The organism is Galbibacter pacificus (genome assembly GCF_029603165.1).
Classification (GTDB): Bacteria; Bacteroidota; Bacteroidia; order Flavobacteriales; family Flavobacteriaceae; genus Galbibacter; species Galbibacter pacificus.
The window spans coordinates 262,355-281,443 of record NZ_JAQSVC010000002.1 but is presented as its reverse complement, the minus strand read 5'-3'; the positions used below and the strand labels follow the sequence as shown (position 1 = coordinate 281,443).

At 40.0% G+C, this 19,089-nt stretch carries 4 protein-coding genes; all 4 read right to left on the bottom strand.

The features are described from left to right. Positions 1-39: 39 nt before the first annotated feature. The 4 genes from PSF86_RS05685 to PSF86_RS05670 all read right to left on the bottom strand — a co-directional run bounded on the left by PSF86_RS05685 (position 40) and on the right by PSF86_RS05670 (position 18,994). Positions 40-4,989, bottom strand: a complete 4,950-nt coding sequence (locus PSF86_RS05685) for a translocation/assembly module TamB domain-containing protein (protein WP_277899090.1) — start codon at positions 4,987-4,989, stop codon at positions 40-42. Between the two features lie 176 nt (positions 4,990-5,165). After that, entirely contained in the window at positions 5,166-7,049 is a 1,884-nt protein-coding gene (locus PSF86_RS05680; RefSeq protein ID WP_277899089.1) for an OmpA family protein, read from the bottom strand. Positions 7,050-7,149: 100 nt separating this feature from the next. Continuing rightward, the gene (locus tag PSF86_RS05675; RefSeq protein WP_277899088.1) at positions 7,150-8,067 is read right to left on the bottom strand and encodes a PorP/SprF family type IX secretion system membrane protein; all 918 of its coding nucleotides are present in this window, start codon (positions 8,065-8,067) and stop codon (positions 7,150-7,152) included. A 34-nt stretch (positions 8,068-8,101) separates the two neighbouring features. Next, positions 8,102-18,994 carry a PKD domain-containing protein gene (locus PSF86_RS05670; RefSeq protein ID WP_277899087.1) on the bottom strand — a complete coding sequence of 3,631 codons (10,893 nt, stop codon included), beginning with the start codon at positions 18,992-18,994 and terminating at the stop codon, positions 8,102-8,104. Between the last annotated feature and the right edge of the window lie 95 nt (positions 18,995-19,089).

The window sequence follows — 19,089 nt, the reverse complement described above, 5'->3', positions numbered from 1 at the left end:
TTGCTTAAAATATTTATATGCATGAAAAATCTTTTCCAACTATTCTTTTTTATTTTTTTCTGATTTGGTGCCGCCTTTGTCTTTTATGTCTTCTTCCTTATTTTCCTGCTTGGCCATTTCTTCTTTTATGCTGCGCTCCCAAAGTTCTTTAAACTTATTAAATTCCTTATTGAAGATAAAGGATATTCCGGTAACTATAAGCTCCCCGTCAATAATACTTTCAAATTCGTTCTTGCGGTAGCCCCGCAACCTGAAGCGTCCGTCTTGAGTAATTAAATACTCCAGGCCTACATTCCCGATAACGGGTGCATTTCCATCGGCGCGCTGGCTGCTTCCCTGAATGTCTACTTCGCTTCCTACTTGGACCACCAGCCTGTCGTTAAACAGGCTTTTGCTGGCATTTACGTCTAATTCGGTGACGCCTTGTGGGGACGACGATTGATAATTGGTGTAACTATCTAGTCCAAAGTCAAGCTGAATGCCCGAATTTCCCATTATTTTATCAGAAAAGGTATTAAGCTGGTCCGACAAGACTTCGTTTACATTATCTCTGGCAATCGAAGCCGGCCCGCCTGCACTTCCATCGCTTCCCGAAGTGGGGAAAAACCTGTTTAGTACCAATAACGAGAATACCTGCTTGTTAAGTTCTTCTTCCCTGCCATTTAATTCCTGAATATAGCTATAAACACTACCGCTAAGTGCTCCTTGCTCGTTTTCCGGCATATCCAGCTGAAACGAAAGTTCGGGGGTCAACAGTTCGCCGTCTACGTTTAAGTATACAAGAAATGGCAATTTTTGGCGGTATGCGTTTATTACTTCCTGACTTTGTCCCGTGGTCTGGGTCGTCATCAAGGCAGATGCCGAGGTTTCTACCTTGTAAATAGCCTTGATATCGAGCTGTGCATTGTATGGATCGCCGTTCCATGTAATGGTGCTCCCGGGAGAAATATCAAACTTACGCTTAACAATGTTGTAAAGACTAGCTTCATAATGGCCGTCGGCTACTTCATAAATACCCGAAAGTGTTATTCTTCCGTTGGTTTCCATGATGAAGTTGAAATCCCCTTTCCCGGATATTTGCAGGTTATCGCTGGTTCTTTCATCCACAACAATACGGAAAACCGAGCTTTTATCAACAGCAATTGAAGCATCTATGTTTAAACCCTTTAAAATGGCAATGGCATTTTCCTTTTCGGTTTTACGGGTCAGTATATCGTTTTCATTTTTCTTGTTCACAAAAATTACCACGCCTTCGCGCTCGGTAATGTCCAGTTGAGATTCGGGAACAATAAAGGTAAAAGTAGAACCGTCGTTAATTTTTAAATCTCCTGTAATTTCTGGAGTTTCCAAGTTTCCTTTTATGGCAATATTGGTGTTCAGGCTAACTTTTCCATAAAAAAGGTCGTTATCTTCACGGGTAGAATTAAGTACTCTAAATTTATCGGCTTTTAACGATAAATCAAAGCCCGGATTGGTAATTTCTTCTGTTTCTATGGAGCCGTCGAGGGTAAAAGGATTGTTGGCTTCATCCTTAATTTCTATATTATCCATGTAAAAGCCTGCATTATCAAATGTAACAGACTCATTGTCAATGCTAAAAGACGAATTTAATTGGGTAACCAACATTTCTATTCCTTCAAAATTTAAAGATCCTTTATATATTGGTTCTGCCGTGGTTCCCGTAAGTTTAATATCGCCGGTAATACTGCCTTTGGCATTGGTGATGTCTCCGCTGGAAAAACCTTCAATTGCCTTCATTTTTATATCATTCAAGGCCAAGTCCATATTTAATTGAGCTCCGGTTTTTGCAGCTTTGTATGCCCCTTGTAGATCTAAGTCTATGTTCCCTTCCTTTAGGGCTAAATTAAAATTGTATTCGTTGTAATTAATAGACGAAGCAACCAACGATAACCTTCCCAAAGGTACCGATAATACTTCGAGATCCTGTATTTCCATATCTGCCTGAATTCCGGCATCGGCAAAAGGGTCTTCAATGTTAAAATTGCCTTTCATGATTCCCTTTGCAACGGGTTCTTCGGGATTTAAAATGCTTAAAATTGTATTCAACCTAAAGTTTTCAAACAAAGTCCCAATGGTTTCTTTGTTGTTTTTTGATGTTTTTTTTGATAGACTTACCCGCTGCCCTTGATTGTTTAACACAAAATCTTGTATATCGATGTAATTATTGGCATAGACAATTAAATTGTCCTCTGGAATATTCCAAAATTGCCTGTTTAAAATTAACGCTTTCGGGTCTATGTGCAATTGAAGCGTGTCATTTTTAAAAGAGGCTTCAGAATTTATGTAAGCCAATGTTTCTTCGTTGCTCGTGCTGTTGAAATTAAGTAGCAGTTTTCTATTGTTGAAAGTTCCTTTGAGCAAGGTTTCATCAACCGAAATAGAACCCGAAGCTATTTTTTGCCATCCAAAATCAAATTTTAAACTATCCTGAGCCCCATCCAAGGTAAAATTTAAACTATCAATTTCGCTTTCATTGTATTTCATGTAAGGAGCATTCAAATTAGCTTTCAATAATTTACGGCGTTGATTAAAAGCAATATCCATACTAATAGAATCCAAGGCTTCCAGGCCGGGCAAATATACTTCGCTTAAAATGGGAGTTTGCTTTATGTTTACCTTCATGTTCAATGCAACATTCCCCTTTTTTTGAAGGCTGTCGGTGTATATACTGTCTTTCCAATAACCGTTTATTTGCCGTTTCAAAGCCTCGGCAATTACATCTGGTGCGGCATTTGCTTGCAGTTTTGCCAATAGCATTTTACTATTTACCTCCAAAAAGGTGCTGTCTTGCTTGGCAAGGGCGTTTAAATTTATGTCGCCCATATTGTAAGTTTGGTTTTTATAAACCGTAATTCCATTGGTTATGGCGGCATCCAGAGTAAAGTCTGAAGGATTCCCAACTATATCGGCATTAAGCTTGAAACCGGTGCGCATATCGCTTTTGGTAATGCCCAATTTATAAAGATCGGCTCCCTTTAAATCCAGCAATACATTTATTTTAGAATGTACGCTGTCTAAGTCCATTTTGGTATTCATGTCCAAATCCAAGTTTTCATCACTAAAAATCAAATGTATGTTTCCAGTGCCATTTTTCATTTCGCCGTTAAGTTTTAAGTTGGAAAGGTCGTAACCTGCATAAGTAAGAGAATCGAAATTAGACTCCAGAACGGCATCCAAAGAATTTAAGCTTTTGCCGCTCCCATTGGCCGTTATGTTAATGGACAGCTGACCTATTTTTTCGTTTTGAATTATTTTGGCCAAGTTTAAGTTTTCTGTTTCCAACTTCATATCAAAACCAATGGAGCCTTCATCAAAATATTTGGCGTTTACATCAATATTTCCGTCAGAGGTTTGCAACAAAGCATTTGCGGTAACCGCATTAAAACCGCCGGACAGCATTCCCGTTAAATTTAACGTATCGGGGAGCACCACGCCCAATTCTTCATCGGTAAAAAAAGTATTGATATCTTTCTTTATCGTATTTGCCTTAATAACCGGAATATCGAGCAAAAGGCTATCTGTTTCGGTTACATTTTTTATGTTTCCAGAAAAAGAAATTGCCGTGCTTGGGCCCCATTTTAAATTGGTCTTGGCAATATCCATATTGCCAAGTGTTCCCGTCATGCCCAAAGCCCCGTCTATTTTCTGGGTGGCCAACGAATATATTATCCTGTTTTTTGAAAGTTCCTGCTGAAAGTAATACGCATCCTTTAGGTCCAAATGAAGCATTGGCAGTTGTAGATTGAGCCTTGTAGCTTCAAAATTGTCCATTAACTGATGCATAGAAGCATATTTCATGGCAAATTGGCCTTCAAAATTACTTCTTCCCGTTGCTACTTCTATTTCTTTTAAAGACAAATTCTCATCGGTCATATCCAATTGGAAAGCCGTTTTTAACAATTCAAAACCATTGTGCTCCGTAAAAGAAAGTGTATGAAGGTCCATGCCGGCCTTTGACGGCCGGTAAGAAATAGCTTCGGCCAGAAAATTAAATTTTTTGAGTTGAATATCAGACGGATTAAACCCTTTAACGGTATCTGTTGCCGATTGGGTTACGTAATTTAAACTGTTATTCACCAAGTCTATATTATCAATTTTAATATCCCATTCCGGCCATTTAAATGCATTGTTTTTTTTCTTCTGAAGAGTATCTGTAGTAATTTCTGCCTCAGATTGGTAGGCTATTTGGCTGTTGCTAAGTATAAATTCTTCCAGCAAAAGGGAATTGGTACTTAAATCTAGTTTTGGCATTGTAATGGCCAAATCTCCAATTACAACAGTTGTAGAAATTTTATCGGGTAGAGATTGGTACCTTACCTGTATATTTTTAAACTGAAAATCGTTCAGTTTGATAAAAGGAAACACTGTTGAAGCAGTATCTTCGGTTTTTTCTGCAAAAGGTTTTGTTTGTACATAACTTACATTGGCATTTTCAAATTGAAGCGCATCCACATCGAACTTCATTGCTTCCAAGTCGAAAATGTTTATTTCGGTTTCCAGAAATCCAATATTTATCTTGGAGTCAATGCCCGTAAATTGGTCGTCGTACAGGGCATTGATATTTTTCAATTGAATATTCCCCAATTTTATTTCTGGCGATTGGGAAGTAGTATCAACCGATGCCGTGTCGGCCGGGGAAAATGCATCAGTTATAAAATCGAAATTAAAAGTACCTGCGGAATCCCTTTTAATATTGGCTTTTAAGCCATCCCAATTTACCGATTTTATATTGATTTCGGTTCCCCTTATCAATGGAAGGAATGCAAGCGAGGCTTCCAAATCCTTAGAAAAAACCAATGTATCGCCTTTTTGGTCTTCTACATAAAACCCTTCTAAAGAAATATTCCCACCAAAGGTTATAAACAGCCTGTCTATGGTTACTTTTGTGCCTATTTTATCGGATAAATAAGTAACGGCCTTGCCAACAATTATATTTTGTCCCCAAGGGCTTCTAATAAAAAGAACCAATGCACAAAAAAGTAATAATAATACCGTTAGAATTCTTAGAAGGATCCTTAAAATTCTAGACTTTATAAATTTTTGTTTTTTTGGCATATAAATTCATCCTTACTAAATATAAGGTTCTAAACAAATATACATCGCTTAAAAACATTATGAAAGAGAATTAAAATAACTATAACAGTCTATTTCATTTTAACAATAATAAATTCGGAGCGTCTGTTTACATCGTGTTGTGCTTCGGTACATGGCACATTATTAGCGCATTCGTTCAAGAGTCTTGATTCTCCATAACCAATGGCGCTTTCTATGCGTTCGGGCTCTATTCCACGGGAAAGAATATAATCGCGCGTAGATTTGGCACGCTTGTCGGATAATTGCATGTTGTAGGCATCGTTACCACGGGAGTCGGTATGCGACTCTATTTTAATAACCATGCCGGGGTATTCTTTCATAACGTTTACTATGGTATCCAGCGATTCTATTGCGCGTGGCGTAATGTTCCATTTGTCGAAATCGAAATAAATAAGTCCGATTTTTATTTTTAAATCATCCCCTTCCCTCACAATAAGCTTATGATTTATCTCTAGCGGAACTTCGTTTACAAAATTGGGTTCCAATGAAGTTTCCACACTTTTTTCGGCAGTATCAAAACTTTCCTTTGCAGCTATTACATTGTATGTATGTCCACAATTAACAGGCATATCAAATCGATATTCGCCAACATTGCTCGTTAAGGTACTGTCCAAGACCTTTTCGCCGTCATAAAGTTTAACCGTTACATTTGGTTCTGGGTATTTAGTATCTGAATTTACCACGGTACCCTCTATACTCTGCATGCACTTTTCATCGCTTCGCTGAAAGGAATAAATATCGTCATCGCCAACGCCACCGGGCCTGTTAGACGAAACATACCCCCTTTGTGTATTTTCATCGACCATGTAAGCAAAATCGTCCAGTTGACTGTTAAGTGGGAGTCCCAAATTTTTAGGTTTGGAAAAACCTTCTTCTGTAACGGTTGCCTCAAAAACGTCCAGTCCGCCATACCCCAAATGTCCTTCAGAAGCAAAATACAGCTTCTTGTCGGTAATAAACGGGAACATTTCCCTGCCACTTGTGTTTATATTTTCTCCAAGGTTTCTTGGTTCAGAAAAATTCCCTTCTGAAAGGATATCTACCACATAAATATCCGATCCCCCTATTGTTCCAGGCATATCAGACGTAAAATATAGTTTCTTTCCATCCGGACTTAATGAAGGATGCCCAACCGAATACTCATCACTACTGAAGGGAAGCTCTGTTATATCTTTCCAATTATTGTTTCTAAGTACCGCCCTGTATATTTTTAAATTGTTGGCCCCTTGCGCATCCCTTTTCAACTTACTGTTGGTGTAATTGTTTCTGGTAAAATAAATAGTATCGAATCCTTTTGTAAAGGCCACACTAGCCTCATGGTATTTACTGTTGATGGATTTTGAAAACGAATGAACATTTTTTAGGTCGCCTCCGTTTGAAGTAGTATCGGCAATAAACAGGTTAAGAAAAGGTTGCTCGTTCCAATGGTATTTTCGCGATGTAAACACACTGGAATCCCTTGCAGATGCAAAAACCACATGGTTGCCATAACGAATGGCACCGAAATCGGAAACGGGCGTATTAATGGAAAGCGGGGTTATGTAAAATTGCGGTTGCGTATTTCGTAAAGCGTCTATAAGCTTATCGTTGTTTTTTAGTTGATCGACATTAAATGTAGAATCGTTTAGTTTTTCTGAATAAATCTTCATCAACCCTTTTGCCAAATGATAATCTCCGGTGCCTTCCAGCGACTGTATATACCTAAATGCGTATATGGGTTCAAGTTCGTTTTCATATTTAGAAAACAGTTCTCCATACCATTTTGCCGCATTTTCCATATCCAAATTAAAATAATAGGCATCGCCCAGTCTTTGCAACGTTTCTTTGGAAGTATCGCCTTTTTTTACGGCACTTTCATATTGTTGAGCCGCCCTTTTATACCAAAACCTGTCAAAATTCTTATCGGTATTCCTTTCGTCATCAGTTTGAGCCATAACACTTATACTGAATAAAGAAAAGCATACTAAAATTATGTTGTTGATATATTTCATCTTTCTGTATTTCATTTTATTGTTGGTGAGATATTATGCTGATTTAAAAAAATCTGGGCGACCTTAACTTTTTCTTATTCGATATAAATTCAAACCTTAAAAATATCTCGTGCGTTCCCGAACTGTAATTTTTCAAATTGGTGGTGGTGGCATCGTAGGCATACCCCAAACTTAAGCCGTCGGTAATCTGGATACCAAACAGTGCGCTAAAAGAATCGCCCCAACGGTATGCAGCACCCAATGTCAACCTGTCGTAAAACATAAAATTGGCAGAAAAATCGGCTATTACTGGAGCGGCAGGCACAAATTTCACCATAAACGCGGGCTTGAACTTTACATTGTAGCTCAAATCAAACACCCTTCCACCAATAAAATAGAAATGCATCCGTTCGGTCCCGATTTTTTCTTCAACATTATCATAATGGTCTTCAGCAAAAAAATTGGGCACCGAAAGTCCTATATATGCTTTTTGTGTATGGTAATAAACCCCGGCGCCAATAGTTGGATAAAATCTGTTGATCTCTCCCTGAAAGCTCACGTCCGGGTCCTGATAGTTCCCTTTGCTAAAATCGGCATCAAAAAAACGGCCGCCTCCTTTTAATCCAAACGACAAAAGCTTGTCGTTTTCGTCCAAACGAATGGTATAAGAGAAATTTGCATCAATATACAGTTCGTTGGTGGGACCAAGGGCATCGTTTACAATATTAAGGCCCAAACCTACGTTTTTCCCCACCGGGGAATCTATCCCGAAAGTTTGTGTTTCTGGTGCCCCATCTAAGCCAACCCATTGTGTGCGATATAGGCCAACCATGGACAAATGCCCTCTTGAGCCCGTATAACCCGGGTTTAAACTCATGGTATTGTACATATATTGTGTATACTGCGGATATTGCTGAGCAAACGAAACCGTACTACAGATAAAAGCTACCACAATTATTATATTTCTATATGTATTTCTCATGCGAATGCTGCTTCTTTTTTGCATTTAATTTTTCTTATTTATTGATGTATAACCATCCGGTTTTTGGTTCAGATCCATCACCGAGATCCAAAATGTAATAATAGGTACCTGTCGGTAATACTTTATCGGTAGTTTTTCCATCGGTTGTACCGTCCCAATCGTTATTATAGCCATCTTCGGCATGGACTAAGCTTCCCCAGCGATTGTATACTTCCAACCGGTTATTGGGATATTGCGAGATACAATCGATATGGAAAAATTCGTTTATGTTGTCTCCGTTAGGCGAAAACTCATTGAAAATTGTTAAACAACCGGGATCTATGGTCGCTTCTGCCCTGTCGTTATCGGGGTTTATGTCCATTTGATCGACATAAGCAAGTGAAGCAACGTTTACATAATCGTTTACATCGAGCACCTTAACGGTTATTTGTAAGGTTGCCGAGCTATTTCCTGCAATAGATGGAATGGTCCAAATATCGTTCGCCTCATCATAAATTCCAGAAGAAGGTATATTGCTTACATATTCGTATCCCGCCGGCAAGGCATCTTCTATACCTATATTGGTTGCTTCTGTTGTGCTGTTGTTAGTTGCGGTAACCGTAAAGACCACCTGTTCGCCAATGCTTGGTGTTTCGTTGTCAACTGTTTTTTCCATTCCGATATCAACCGAAAGCGGACCAACAACCACACTTGCTTCATCATCATCGGGGATTCCATCATTAAAATCATCAACATCAAAACCAGTATTCGGGTCACTATCTGGGTCGTCAACATCGCTGGCTGTTATTTCTACCCTGTTGGTAAAATCTTCTACGTTTCCGGTGGGGGCTCCAACCGTTGCGGTAATGTTGAGCGTCTCTGTTTCTCCTTTGGAAATAATATTGTTTAAACGCCAAACACCAGTAGAAGGGTTATAAACTCCCGCAGTGGTAAAATACGATTTGTACGTAAATCCGGCAGGCAACAAATCTGTTACCTCAACTCCGGTTGCATCGCTGTCGCCACTATTTAAAAGATGAATTACAAATTGAACATCATCACCTATATTCGGACTCTCATTGTCAACTTCTTTGGTTATCGATAAATCGGCCAATCCAGAAGGGAACGGGCTCACGGTAGATTGGTCGTCTTCGTCTTCTACATTGTTGTTCGGTGTAGAATCAGAATCGGTTTGATCCAGGGCAACCAATTCGGCTGTATTTGCATATTGACCACTTTCTAAAACAGTAGCGGTAATCTCCAGAGTAACCAAATCGTTTTCTGCTAAACTACCAATATTCCAACCTCCCGTAACTTCATCATACGTTCCGGCTATAGTTACTGCACTAACAAACTCGTACCCCGACGGAAGCAAGTCGTTTACAACTACCCCTGTAGCATCACTCGGGCCATTATTCAAGGTTACAATGGTAAATACAATTTCATCGCCTGTTTGTGGTTCCTGGATATTGACCGTTTTTTCAACTTCAATATCAACGGTAACACGTGGCAAGGTTTGTGCCTGGTCTTGATCGTCTTCATCGGCATCGCCATTGGCAGGGGTAGAATCGGCATCCGTTTCGTTGACAGCGGTTACCTCGGCAATGTTTACATAAGTTCCCGTAGAATTAACACTTACCGTAATATTCATAATCATAGATGTCCCGCTGGTTAATGTGCCCACATCCCAAATTCCGGTCGTAGAATCGTATAGGCCTGCGCTATCGTCAGACACATACGTATATCCATCCGGTATCAAATCGGTTACCTGAACTCCGGTTGCAGTACTTGGACCGGCATTTTCTATGGTTAATGTGAATATAATTTCATCACCCGTATCGGGGCGTAAAACATTCACTTCCTTTTCTACGGAAAGGTCTATTACCGAAGCCGGGGTTACCAATACTTCGGCATAATCATCTTCTGAAGTATCTCCATTATTCGGTGTAGAATCGGGGTCGGTATTATCAGAAGCCGTTATTTCTGAAGTATTTAAATATTCATTTGCAGTTCCAGCTGAAGCATTTACACTTGCCACAATGGTAAGTGTTTGGCTACCACCCGAAAGTATTGGGGTGCTTATATCCCAAACGCCCGTTCCGGAATTGTAAGTCCCGTTGGTGGCAGTACTTCCAATATATGTAAACCCAACAGGCAAAACATCGGTAACGCTAACGCCTGTTGCAATTCCAGGGCCTTGATTTTCAACCGTTAAAATAAACTGGATATTATCTCCAACATTCGGAGTTGAATTTCCAACTGTTTTGGTTAGCATTAAATCGGCATTATCTACCGGAGTTATTATTACGGTAGATTGATCATCTTCGGCTTCAACCCCATTGCCGGGCGTAGAATCAGGATCGGACGCATCGGCGGCTATTAACTCGGCCGTATTTGTATAATTTCCAAGAGCCCTTACACGTGCTGTAATTGTTAAGGTAACAGTAGCACCATTGGCAAGGTTGTCTATGTTCCATGTTCCCACCGCATCATCATAATCCCCAACGGAAGCACTTGCGCTTACAAAACTCAGTCCAGAAGGAAGGATATCCCTTACGCTTACCCCAGTAGCATCGCTAATATTAGCCCCACCATTTGGATTGTTATAAACTGTTATTGTATAATTTATCTCATCGCCTATTCCCGGGGTATCGTCGTCTACGGTTTTTACAACTTCAATATCGGTAGGCATACGCGGAACAACAGCCATTTGGGCAAAATCGTCTCCTGTTCCATCGGCAGGTTGAGAATCAACATCTTGTTGGTCGGCAGCAGTTACTTCAGCAGTATTTAAATAAGTCCCCGCTGTATTTACCGTTACATTAAGTTGAAGGAAAACCGTTTCCCCGGCCCCAAGACTTGGCAAGCTCCATATTCCGGTGCCATCGGTATATGTACCATCGCCCGAAGAAGAAACAAAGGTATATCCATCTGGAAGAAGATCTGTAACTTCAACATTGGTTGCTTCATTGGGTCCATCGTTGGTCAAGGCCAAGCTGAATGTAATTTCTTCGCCAACATCTGGCAATAACTTACTTACCAATTTATTTAAGGAAAGGTCGATTAATGTATTTGGAGTTACTTCAGCATCATCAGAATTATTTGTTGTATCGGGATCGGTTTGATCCGCAGCGGTAATCTCGGCTGTATTCAGATAGTCACCAGTGGCATTTACCCTAGCTACAATTATTCCATTGACCGTGGCTCCTACCGGGATATCTTGACCTATAGACCAAACACCCGTTGTTCCATTAAAAGTTCCCGGACCGTTGGCCCCTACAAATGTGTAACCGCTGGGCAGTAAGTCGGTTACCTCTACCCCACTGGCTATAGCCGGCCCGTTGTTGGTAATAGTAACCGTAAAACTTACCAGTGCGCCCACATCTTGTGTGGTAACATTCACCGATTTTGTCAATGCCAGATCTGCCGGGAATTGAGGAGTTACTACAATGGTAGCATAATCATCTTCTGTATCATCATTATTTGATGGTTCAGAATCTAAATCAGGTTGATCTTGATCTGTTACTTGTGCTGTATTTGCATAATTTCCGGTAGCGTTAACTGTGACAACTATATTTAAAGTCTCTGTTCCTCCGGCTGCCAAATCTCCAATTACCCAAGAACCAGAATTTTCTGTATATGTTCCTGTTGAGGCATTGGCACTAACAAATGTATAACCTGTGCTTAATTTATCGGAAACTACCACACTTGTTGCACCAACTATTGTTTCGGGCGGATTATTATCGTTATTTGTTATTGTTACCGTAAAAGTTACATTCTCTCCTACAACTGGAGTTAAATTGTCTACAGCTTTAGTTACTTCTAAATCGACCAATGTTGGGTTGGGTGTTATTTGCACTTCTGCTTGATCGTCTTCACTATCATCGGCATTGTTTGGTGTAGAATCGGTATCTTCTTCATCAGCGCTAAAAACTTCGGCAATGTTTAAATAATCTGCCGTTGGAAGTGGGTCTTCATACAATAAAACTTCGGCAGTTATTTCAATAGTTGAAGTTGCGCCTAACGGAATACTTCCCACGGTCCAAATACCTGTTGTTTCATCGTAAGCACCACCGCTATTATCTGAAACATATTCCAAACCAGCCGGTAATAAATCTTTTACTTCAACATTGGTAGCATCGCTTGGGCCATCGTTGGTAACATTTAAGGTGAAAATAACATCATCGCCTATGTTCGGAGTAAGATTATCAACACTTTTTGTTAAAGAAAGGTCTATTAACGGAATCGGGGTTACAGATGCTTCGGCATAATCGTCTTCATCTATATCTCCATTTGCGGGCGTGGAATCTGCATCTGGAAAGTCTGATGCTGTTACTTCAGCTGTATTCAAATAATCGCCCGTTACATTAACCGTTGCTTCAATTTGTAAAGTTTCCGTTTTATTAACGCCCAAATTATTAGAAAGCGTCCAAACTCCGGTTCCATCATCATATGTTCCATCTGTCGTTGTAGCATTCACAAAAGTATATCCCGAAGGAAGTATATCGGTAATTTCTACACCGGGCGCTGTTGTAACACCTTCATTTAAAATTGTTAAGGTAAAAATTACATCAGTATTTACTTCCGGGTCGGGAATATTAACTGTTTTTGATAGGTTTAAATCAACCAATGGCTCTACGGAAGGATTCACTTGATCTTGATCGTCTTCAGTTGGATCGTTATTGGAAGGCGTGGAATCGATATCATTTTCATTTAAACCCGTTACTTGTGCAATATTGATATATTGTTCTGGATCGGGATTTGCTATTACATTAACGGTTATTGTCAAAGTTTCACTTTGTCCTGCGATTAAATTTCCTATATCCCAAGCACCATTACCTGTATTATATGTTCCTACACTTGGATTGGTTCCTGTAATTGTATACCCAGCTCTAACCAAATCTGTTACAACCACCCCCGTAGCATCGTTTGTACTTGTATTTGCTGCTGTTATGGTAAATGTTATTGTAGATCCCGGGTTTGCAATACCGGTAGGACTGTATTCTTTGGTAACTTCAATATCTACAAAAGTACCTGCCAATGTTACATTTACAAGTGCTTGGTCGTCTTCTGTTGGTTTGTTATTGTTCGGCGTAGAGTCGGGATCAAATTGGTCACTGGCCGTTATCTGTACGGTATTGGTATGATCCAGCAAACCTCCCATTCCAGAGTTTACCGTAGCCGTATAATTTAAGGTTAATGTTCCTCCACTTGCAATAGATTGATTTAGCCAAGTTGCCGTATTCCCGCTAGCTGTTCCTCCAGTTACTGTTTCCAGAGTGTAACCTACCGGTAATACGTCTACTATTTCAACTCCAGTGGCATTGCTCGATCCATCATTGGTTACCACAACGGTAAAAGTTACTATATCACCTACTTCAGGGTTATTGTCATTTACATCTTTTGTAATGCTTAAATCGGCTGCCTGTGGCGTTACAAGGGCATTGTCTTCATCATCTTCACTTTGGTCGCCATCATCGTTATTTGGTGTACTATCGCTATCTACTTGATCCATAGCGGTAATTTGCGCTGTGTTTAAATATTCGTTCACAGTTCCTTGCGGAGCTAAAACTTCTGCCGTAAACGAACCGCTAACCGTTCCTCCTGCCGGTACCGTAAAGCCTGTCCAAGTAACCGTTTTCCCTATAAACGAAGCATTGGCATCTACCGAAACAATATTGAACCCATTGGGTACATAATCCTGTACGGCAACATTGGTGGCATCGGTAGTGCTTTCATTGGTAACGGATAAATTGAAAGTAACGGTTTCTCCTATGTTCGGACTGGCGTTGCTTACCGTTTTAGAAAGTGATAAGTCGGTTTGTGTAATGGGCACGGTCAATTCTGTTTCGTCATCATCGGCAATACCATCGTTTAGGTCGTCTACATCCGTGCTCGAATTTGGATCACTGTCGGGATCGTTGTTACTCGAATTTGTTATTTCGGCTACGTTGGTATAATTTGTACCTGTAGTGTTTGGCGTTGCCCTGTACAACAATGCTTGTGTGTAGCCACTATTTAATGAAATATTACTCCATGTTATAGAGTTATCTCCTGTATTGTAAATTCCACCATTGGAAGCAGAACCTGTTACAAATGTATAACCATCGGGAATGGTATCTTTTACGCTAATTTCTGATGCACTTCCGGAACCATTATTTAATAAGTCCAAACGGAAAGTTACTTCTTCTCCAATATTGGCTTCAGAAACATTGGCAGATTTTGTCAATTCTAAATCAGCCGATTCTACTGTAACTGTTACACTATCCTCATCATCATCGGTTATACCATCACTTAAATCGTCTGTATCAAATCCAGTTGCAGAGTCGCTGTCTGGATCTATTTGATCTGAGGCTGTTATTAAAGCCCTATTTTCATAATCTCCTGTTTTATTTACAGTTGCTTGAAATTGTAAAGTTAATGTCTCGCCCAAAGCGACTTCAAGATCTTCCCAAAGTATTGCTAAATTTCCTGAATAGTAAACACCTCCATTTGTTATAGTATTTGGCACCAAAGTATATCCGTTAGGAATTAAATCTCCTACTGAAACCCCTGTTGCATCAGAAGTTCCAGAAACATTATTATTAAAAACATCTATCGTAAAAGTAACAACATCTCCCGGAGAAGCTGTGCCCGGGGAAACAGATTTGGTCAATTCCAAGTCGGCACTTCCAATTATATCCACTCTAACAACATCTGAAGAACTGGCACAAACTCCATTGGTAATTGTCCAGGTAAAATAATAAGTTCCTTTTGTAAGATTTGCAACAGAAGACGAAGGGTTTCCTGGATTTGTAAATACAGCTACTGTTGGACCTTCTAACATAGACCATAATCCTACACCAACTGTTGGCGAATTTGCTGCCATTATTAAAGGTGTAAACTCTGCTATCGTTTGGTTAGGTCCTGCATCTGCAGTTGTTGGGCTGTTATATACTGTAATTGTCATGGTGTCTTGATCGCTACACCCACCCTTTTCGGTAGTCCACATCAATTCATATTCACCGGCAATCAAATCCAAAACAGACGTATTAGCATTGTTTACATTTCCAAAGGTGGGGGTATTAGGACCACTTACTACTGTCCATGTTCCTACAGTAGTATCATCTGTGGGTATATCGCCTGCATCGAGTATAGTTGTTGTACTTGTAGCCGGAGCTATTAAACATATTTCTTGGTCATCACCTGCATCGGCTACAATGGGAGGATCGTCTGTAAATGTTATGTCCACAGTATCTTCTGTCGGCGCACAATTTGAAGGAGCATGGAAAGGCCCTGTAACCACTGTCCATTTTAATGTATAAGTACCTAATGCAGTTATGTTTGATATGGTTGTTGTTGGAGAATTCGGACTATCAATTATTGCATCACCTCCTGAAGGATCTGACTCGAAACTCCATTCTCCAACCCCTGCCGTTGGTGCTACAGCATTCATTTGAGCAGTTAGTATACAAGCATTTGATTGATTGGGACCGGCATCTGCCTGCGATGGTGATGGAAAAACTGTTAATCGAACAACATCTGATTCTGTTGTACAATTTCCAGCACTAAAGTTCCATTCAAGTATATAAAATCCAGGCACGTCTAGTCCTGTTATGGATGTATTGGGTATAGATGGATCGGTAATTGTAGCAACTCCCCCTTCAGGTTGAAAAGCAATTCGCCATTCTGCGGTAACACCACTTGGTGGTAGGTTTGCTCCTAAAATATAGGTGTTGGTAGGTATTAAATCACCTTGACACAAATTTTGATCATCTCCTGCAATAGGTGAATAAGCCGGAGGTCCTGTATTAACAACTGTCATATCATCTGAAGTAACACATCCCGGTGTGTCTGTAGTAAACCTAAATACATAATCAGTACCGGGTTCTATCTGAGCATTGGCAATGTAACTATTTTCGGGACTCTGAACAATAACAGCATTACTTCCTGTTGTTGATACTTGTGTCCATGTTCCAGTTGATCCCTCTTCGGCCTTTAAAAACACATTGGTAGCATTACATAGGTTTTGATCGGCGCCTGCATTGGCTGGTGTCCCTATAGTAACTTGAACTTCATCACTACTTTCTTCGCAATTAGGGTCTCTTTTTATAGACCATATAAATGTATATGTTCCGGTTATTAGTCCAGTTACAGTTGTATTTGGGTCTGTAGGATCTGTTATTGTAGGTGTATTTGTAGCCCCTTCTCCAATGATCCATGTTCCAGTTTCTGTATCACCATCATAAGCATTGGCGGCTAATGTTACTGTATTACTTCCGTTACAAATAGACTGATCGGGACCTGCATCGGCTTGTGTAGGAGGTAGACCAACATTTAATTCTACTTGATCTGAAGCCAAAGAACATTCTCCGGCACTTACCGTCCATTCAAAAATATAAGTTCCTGAATAAGTAAAAGTAATATCGGTTGTGGGATTAGTTGAATCGGCAATGGTATACCCTCCGGGCCCTACTACTTGTGTCCACTCCCCTTCGCCATTTGAGGAGGATGCAGCCATAGTAAAAGTACTTGCACAAGATGTTTGGTCGGGGCCGGCATCAGCGGTCGCTTCACCATCAATCACTATTAGCACATCATCTTCAGTAGGAATACACCCTCCAATTCTCGGACTTATTATCCATGTAAAAGTATATTCCCCATCATTGGAAATGGCTACTGTAGTGTTAGGGTCGGTAGCATCTGCAAATGTTGGTCCAGCAGGCGATACCGTCCATAGCCCTGTTTCCCTTAGTATTTCAGGTGTATTTCCTTCTAAAGAAATTTCAGAGGTACCGGAAGAATAACATCTATCAGGTCCGGCATCTGCTTGTGTTGGACCTGCTGTATCAGATGTGGTTATTTGTACTTCATCACTTCCTGTAGTAGTACAGTCTGAAGCAGAGTTTTCTACTGTCCATAATAATGTATAGGTAGTATTATTATCGTCAAAACCTGTTGCAATGGTATTTGGATCATTTACATTTTCAAAAACTATGGTTTGCGGGGCTGCATCGGCAACCTGAGTCCATGTTCCGGTTTGTCCATCCAATGGTGTCGCTGCTTCCATCTGTACTTCAATTCCTGTACATATACCTGTTTGATCGGGTCCTGCGTCTACGTCATCATCTATAATTTCATCAGAAACAGTTACTGTAACATCCGATTGCACAGAAGTATCAGAATTACAAACACCACCAGCAGTATTAACAGTATAACGAAAAACATAGATTCCGGGTATTAACCCTGTTACCCCGGTTATTCGTTGAAAGGGATTGACAATATTTGCTTGATTAGGTCCTATAAGTTGTGTCCATACCGATTTACCAGAATCTACATTATTCCCCGTAAGCTCTGTAAATACTACACCACAGGCCAATACTTGATTGGTTCCTCCATTTGCTGGTGTTGGTGCCTTAGAAATGGTTATATTTAATTGATCGGTAGCAATATCACATTCAGAAAGTATATCGCCGGTAACCCTTCTTCTAAAAGAGACTTTATATGTTCCTGATTGTTCGAAAGTCAGTTCTAATGGTGATGAGTTTGGAAAACTTTGATAGTCGGATGGGTATGAATACGCTAAGGGAGGACCACTTATAATACTATATTCGTTTACTCCTTCGCCGGTAGTAGAAAATGGAATACTGATAACTTCTTGACCACATTCACCTATAATATCCATTCCATTATTTACATCAATAGATAAATTATTATCGCTATAACTTACTGTTACATTGGTTGCTGTTGAACAGCCTGTAGTTTCATTTATTATTGTGTAGTTAAATTGATACGTATTGTTATATGATAAACCTGTTACTGCTGTGGTAGGACTCGTAGGATTGGTAATAGTGGCAGGCGGACCACTTGTTTGCCTCCATAGCACTGTTTCGCCGGCATAATCAGGTTCGTTACCTATCAAAGTGGTTTGTGTTACACTTGGGTCACAAAACACCTGATTTCTGTTTTGTACTGTTGCTTGGGTCACATCCTGAGAAGCTCCATCTACAGTTACAGTAACTGTATCTGATCCATTTACACATGGCCCCGAAACAGTCCATCGGAAAACATACGTTCCTTCAAACAAACCTGTAACTTGAGTATTATTATCGTTCGGGCTTACAATTGTGGGTTCTCGTGTACCACTTACAAACGTCCATGTTCCTTGTTGCCCTCCGGTGCCATTTCCTGCAAAACTTCCATTTAATGTAGTAGATTGTGATACTGTATAACAACTATTTAATACTTGATCGGGTCCTGCATCTACCGGCTCAACACCCCCATAATTTGTTATGGTAATTTCATCATAGGTTTCGCAACGTACCCCAAGTGCATATTCAGGTCCGGTTATTGTCCATCGTAAAGTAGTAGTTCCCGCCGATCCTTGGGCTAAACTTAATGCCGTATTTGGTGCAGTAGCGTTATTAATAGTAACGCCTGCTCCATTATTCCCAACAATACTCCACGTACCGGTTTCTCCCGGGTTTGCTGGAGTGTTTCCTGTAATTATTACACCTCCTGAATTATCCGGACATGAAGTTACATCTGTTCCGGCATTAGCTATAGTGATTTCTTCAACAGAAATATTAACTGTTTGAGAAACTGTAACACCATCTCCACAAATAGCAGACAGCTGAAATGTATATGTGTTTCCACCCAACATTCCGGTTATTACAGTTTCCATATCATTTGGATCGCCAATATTAACTGCCGGTCCGGCTATTTGGCTCCATACAGTAGATGAACTTATATCTCCCGAGGAAGAACCAGATAAATTATATGAAGTAACATCTCCACATATAGTTTCGTCTATACCTGCATTGACACTACAGTTTTGAGAATGAATATTGTAAATCCCCATAAATAGAAAGAACAGCAACCATAGTTTTTTCTTCAAATATGAAAGAATTGCAAAAAATGACGTACCCGCCTTTATACCCATAAACAAAGAAGCGTTGTTTTCAGCCATGTAAATTCAAGTTGATTGGTTAATCAATTTTAATTTCGGCAGGGGGAATAAAAATGTATATTTATTGGGGGATACTAATGTAAATTTATGAAAAA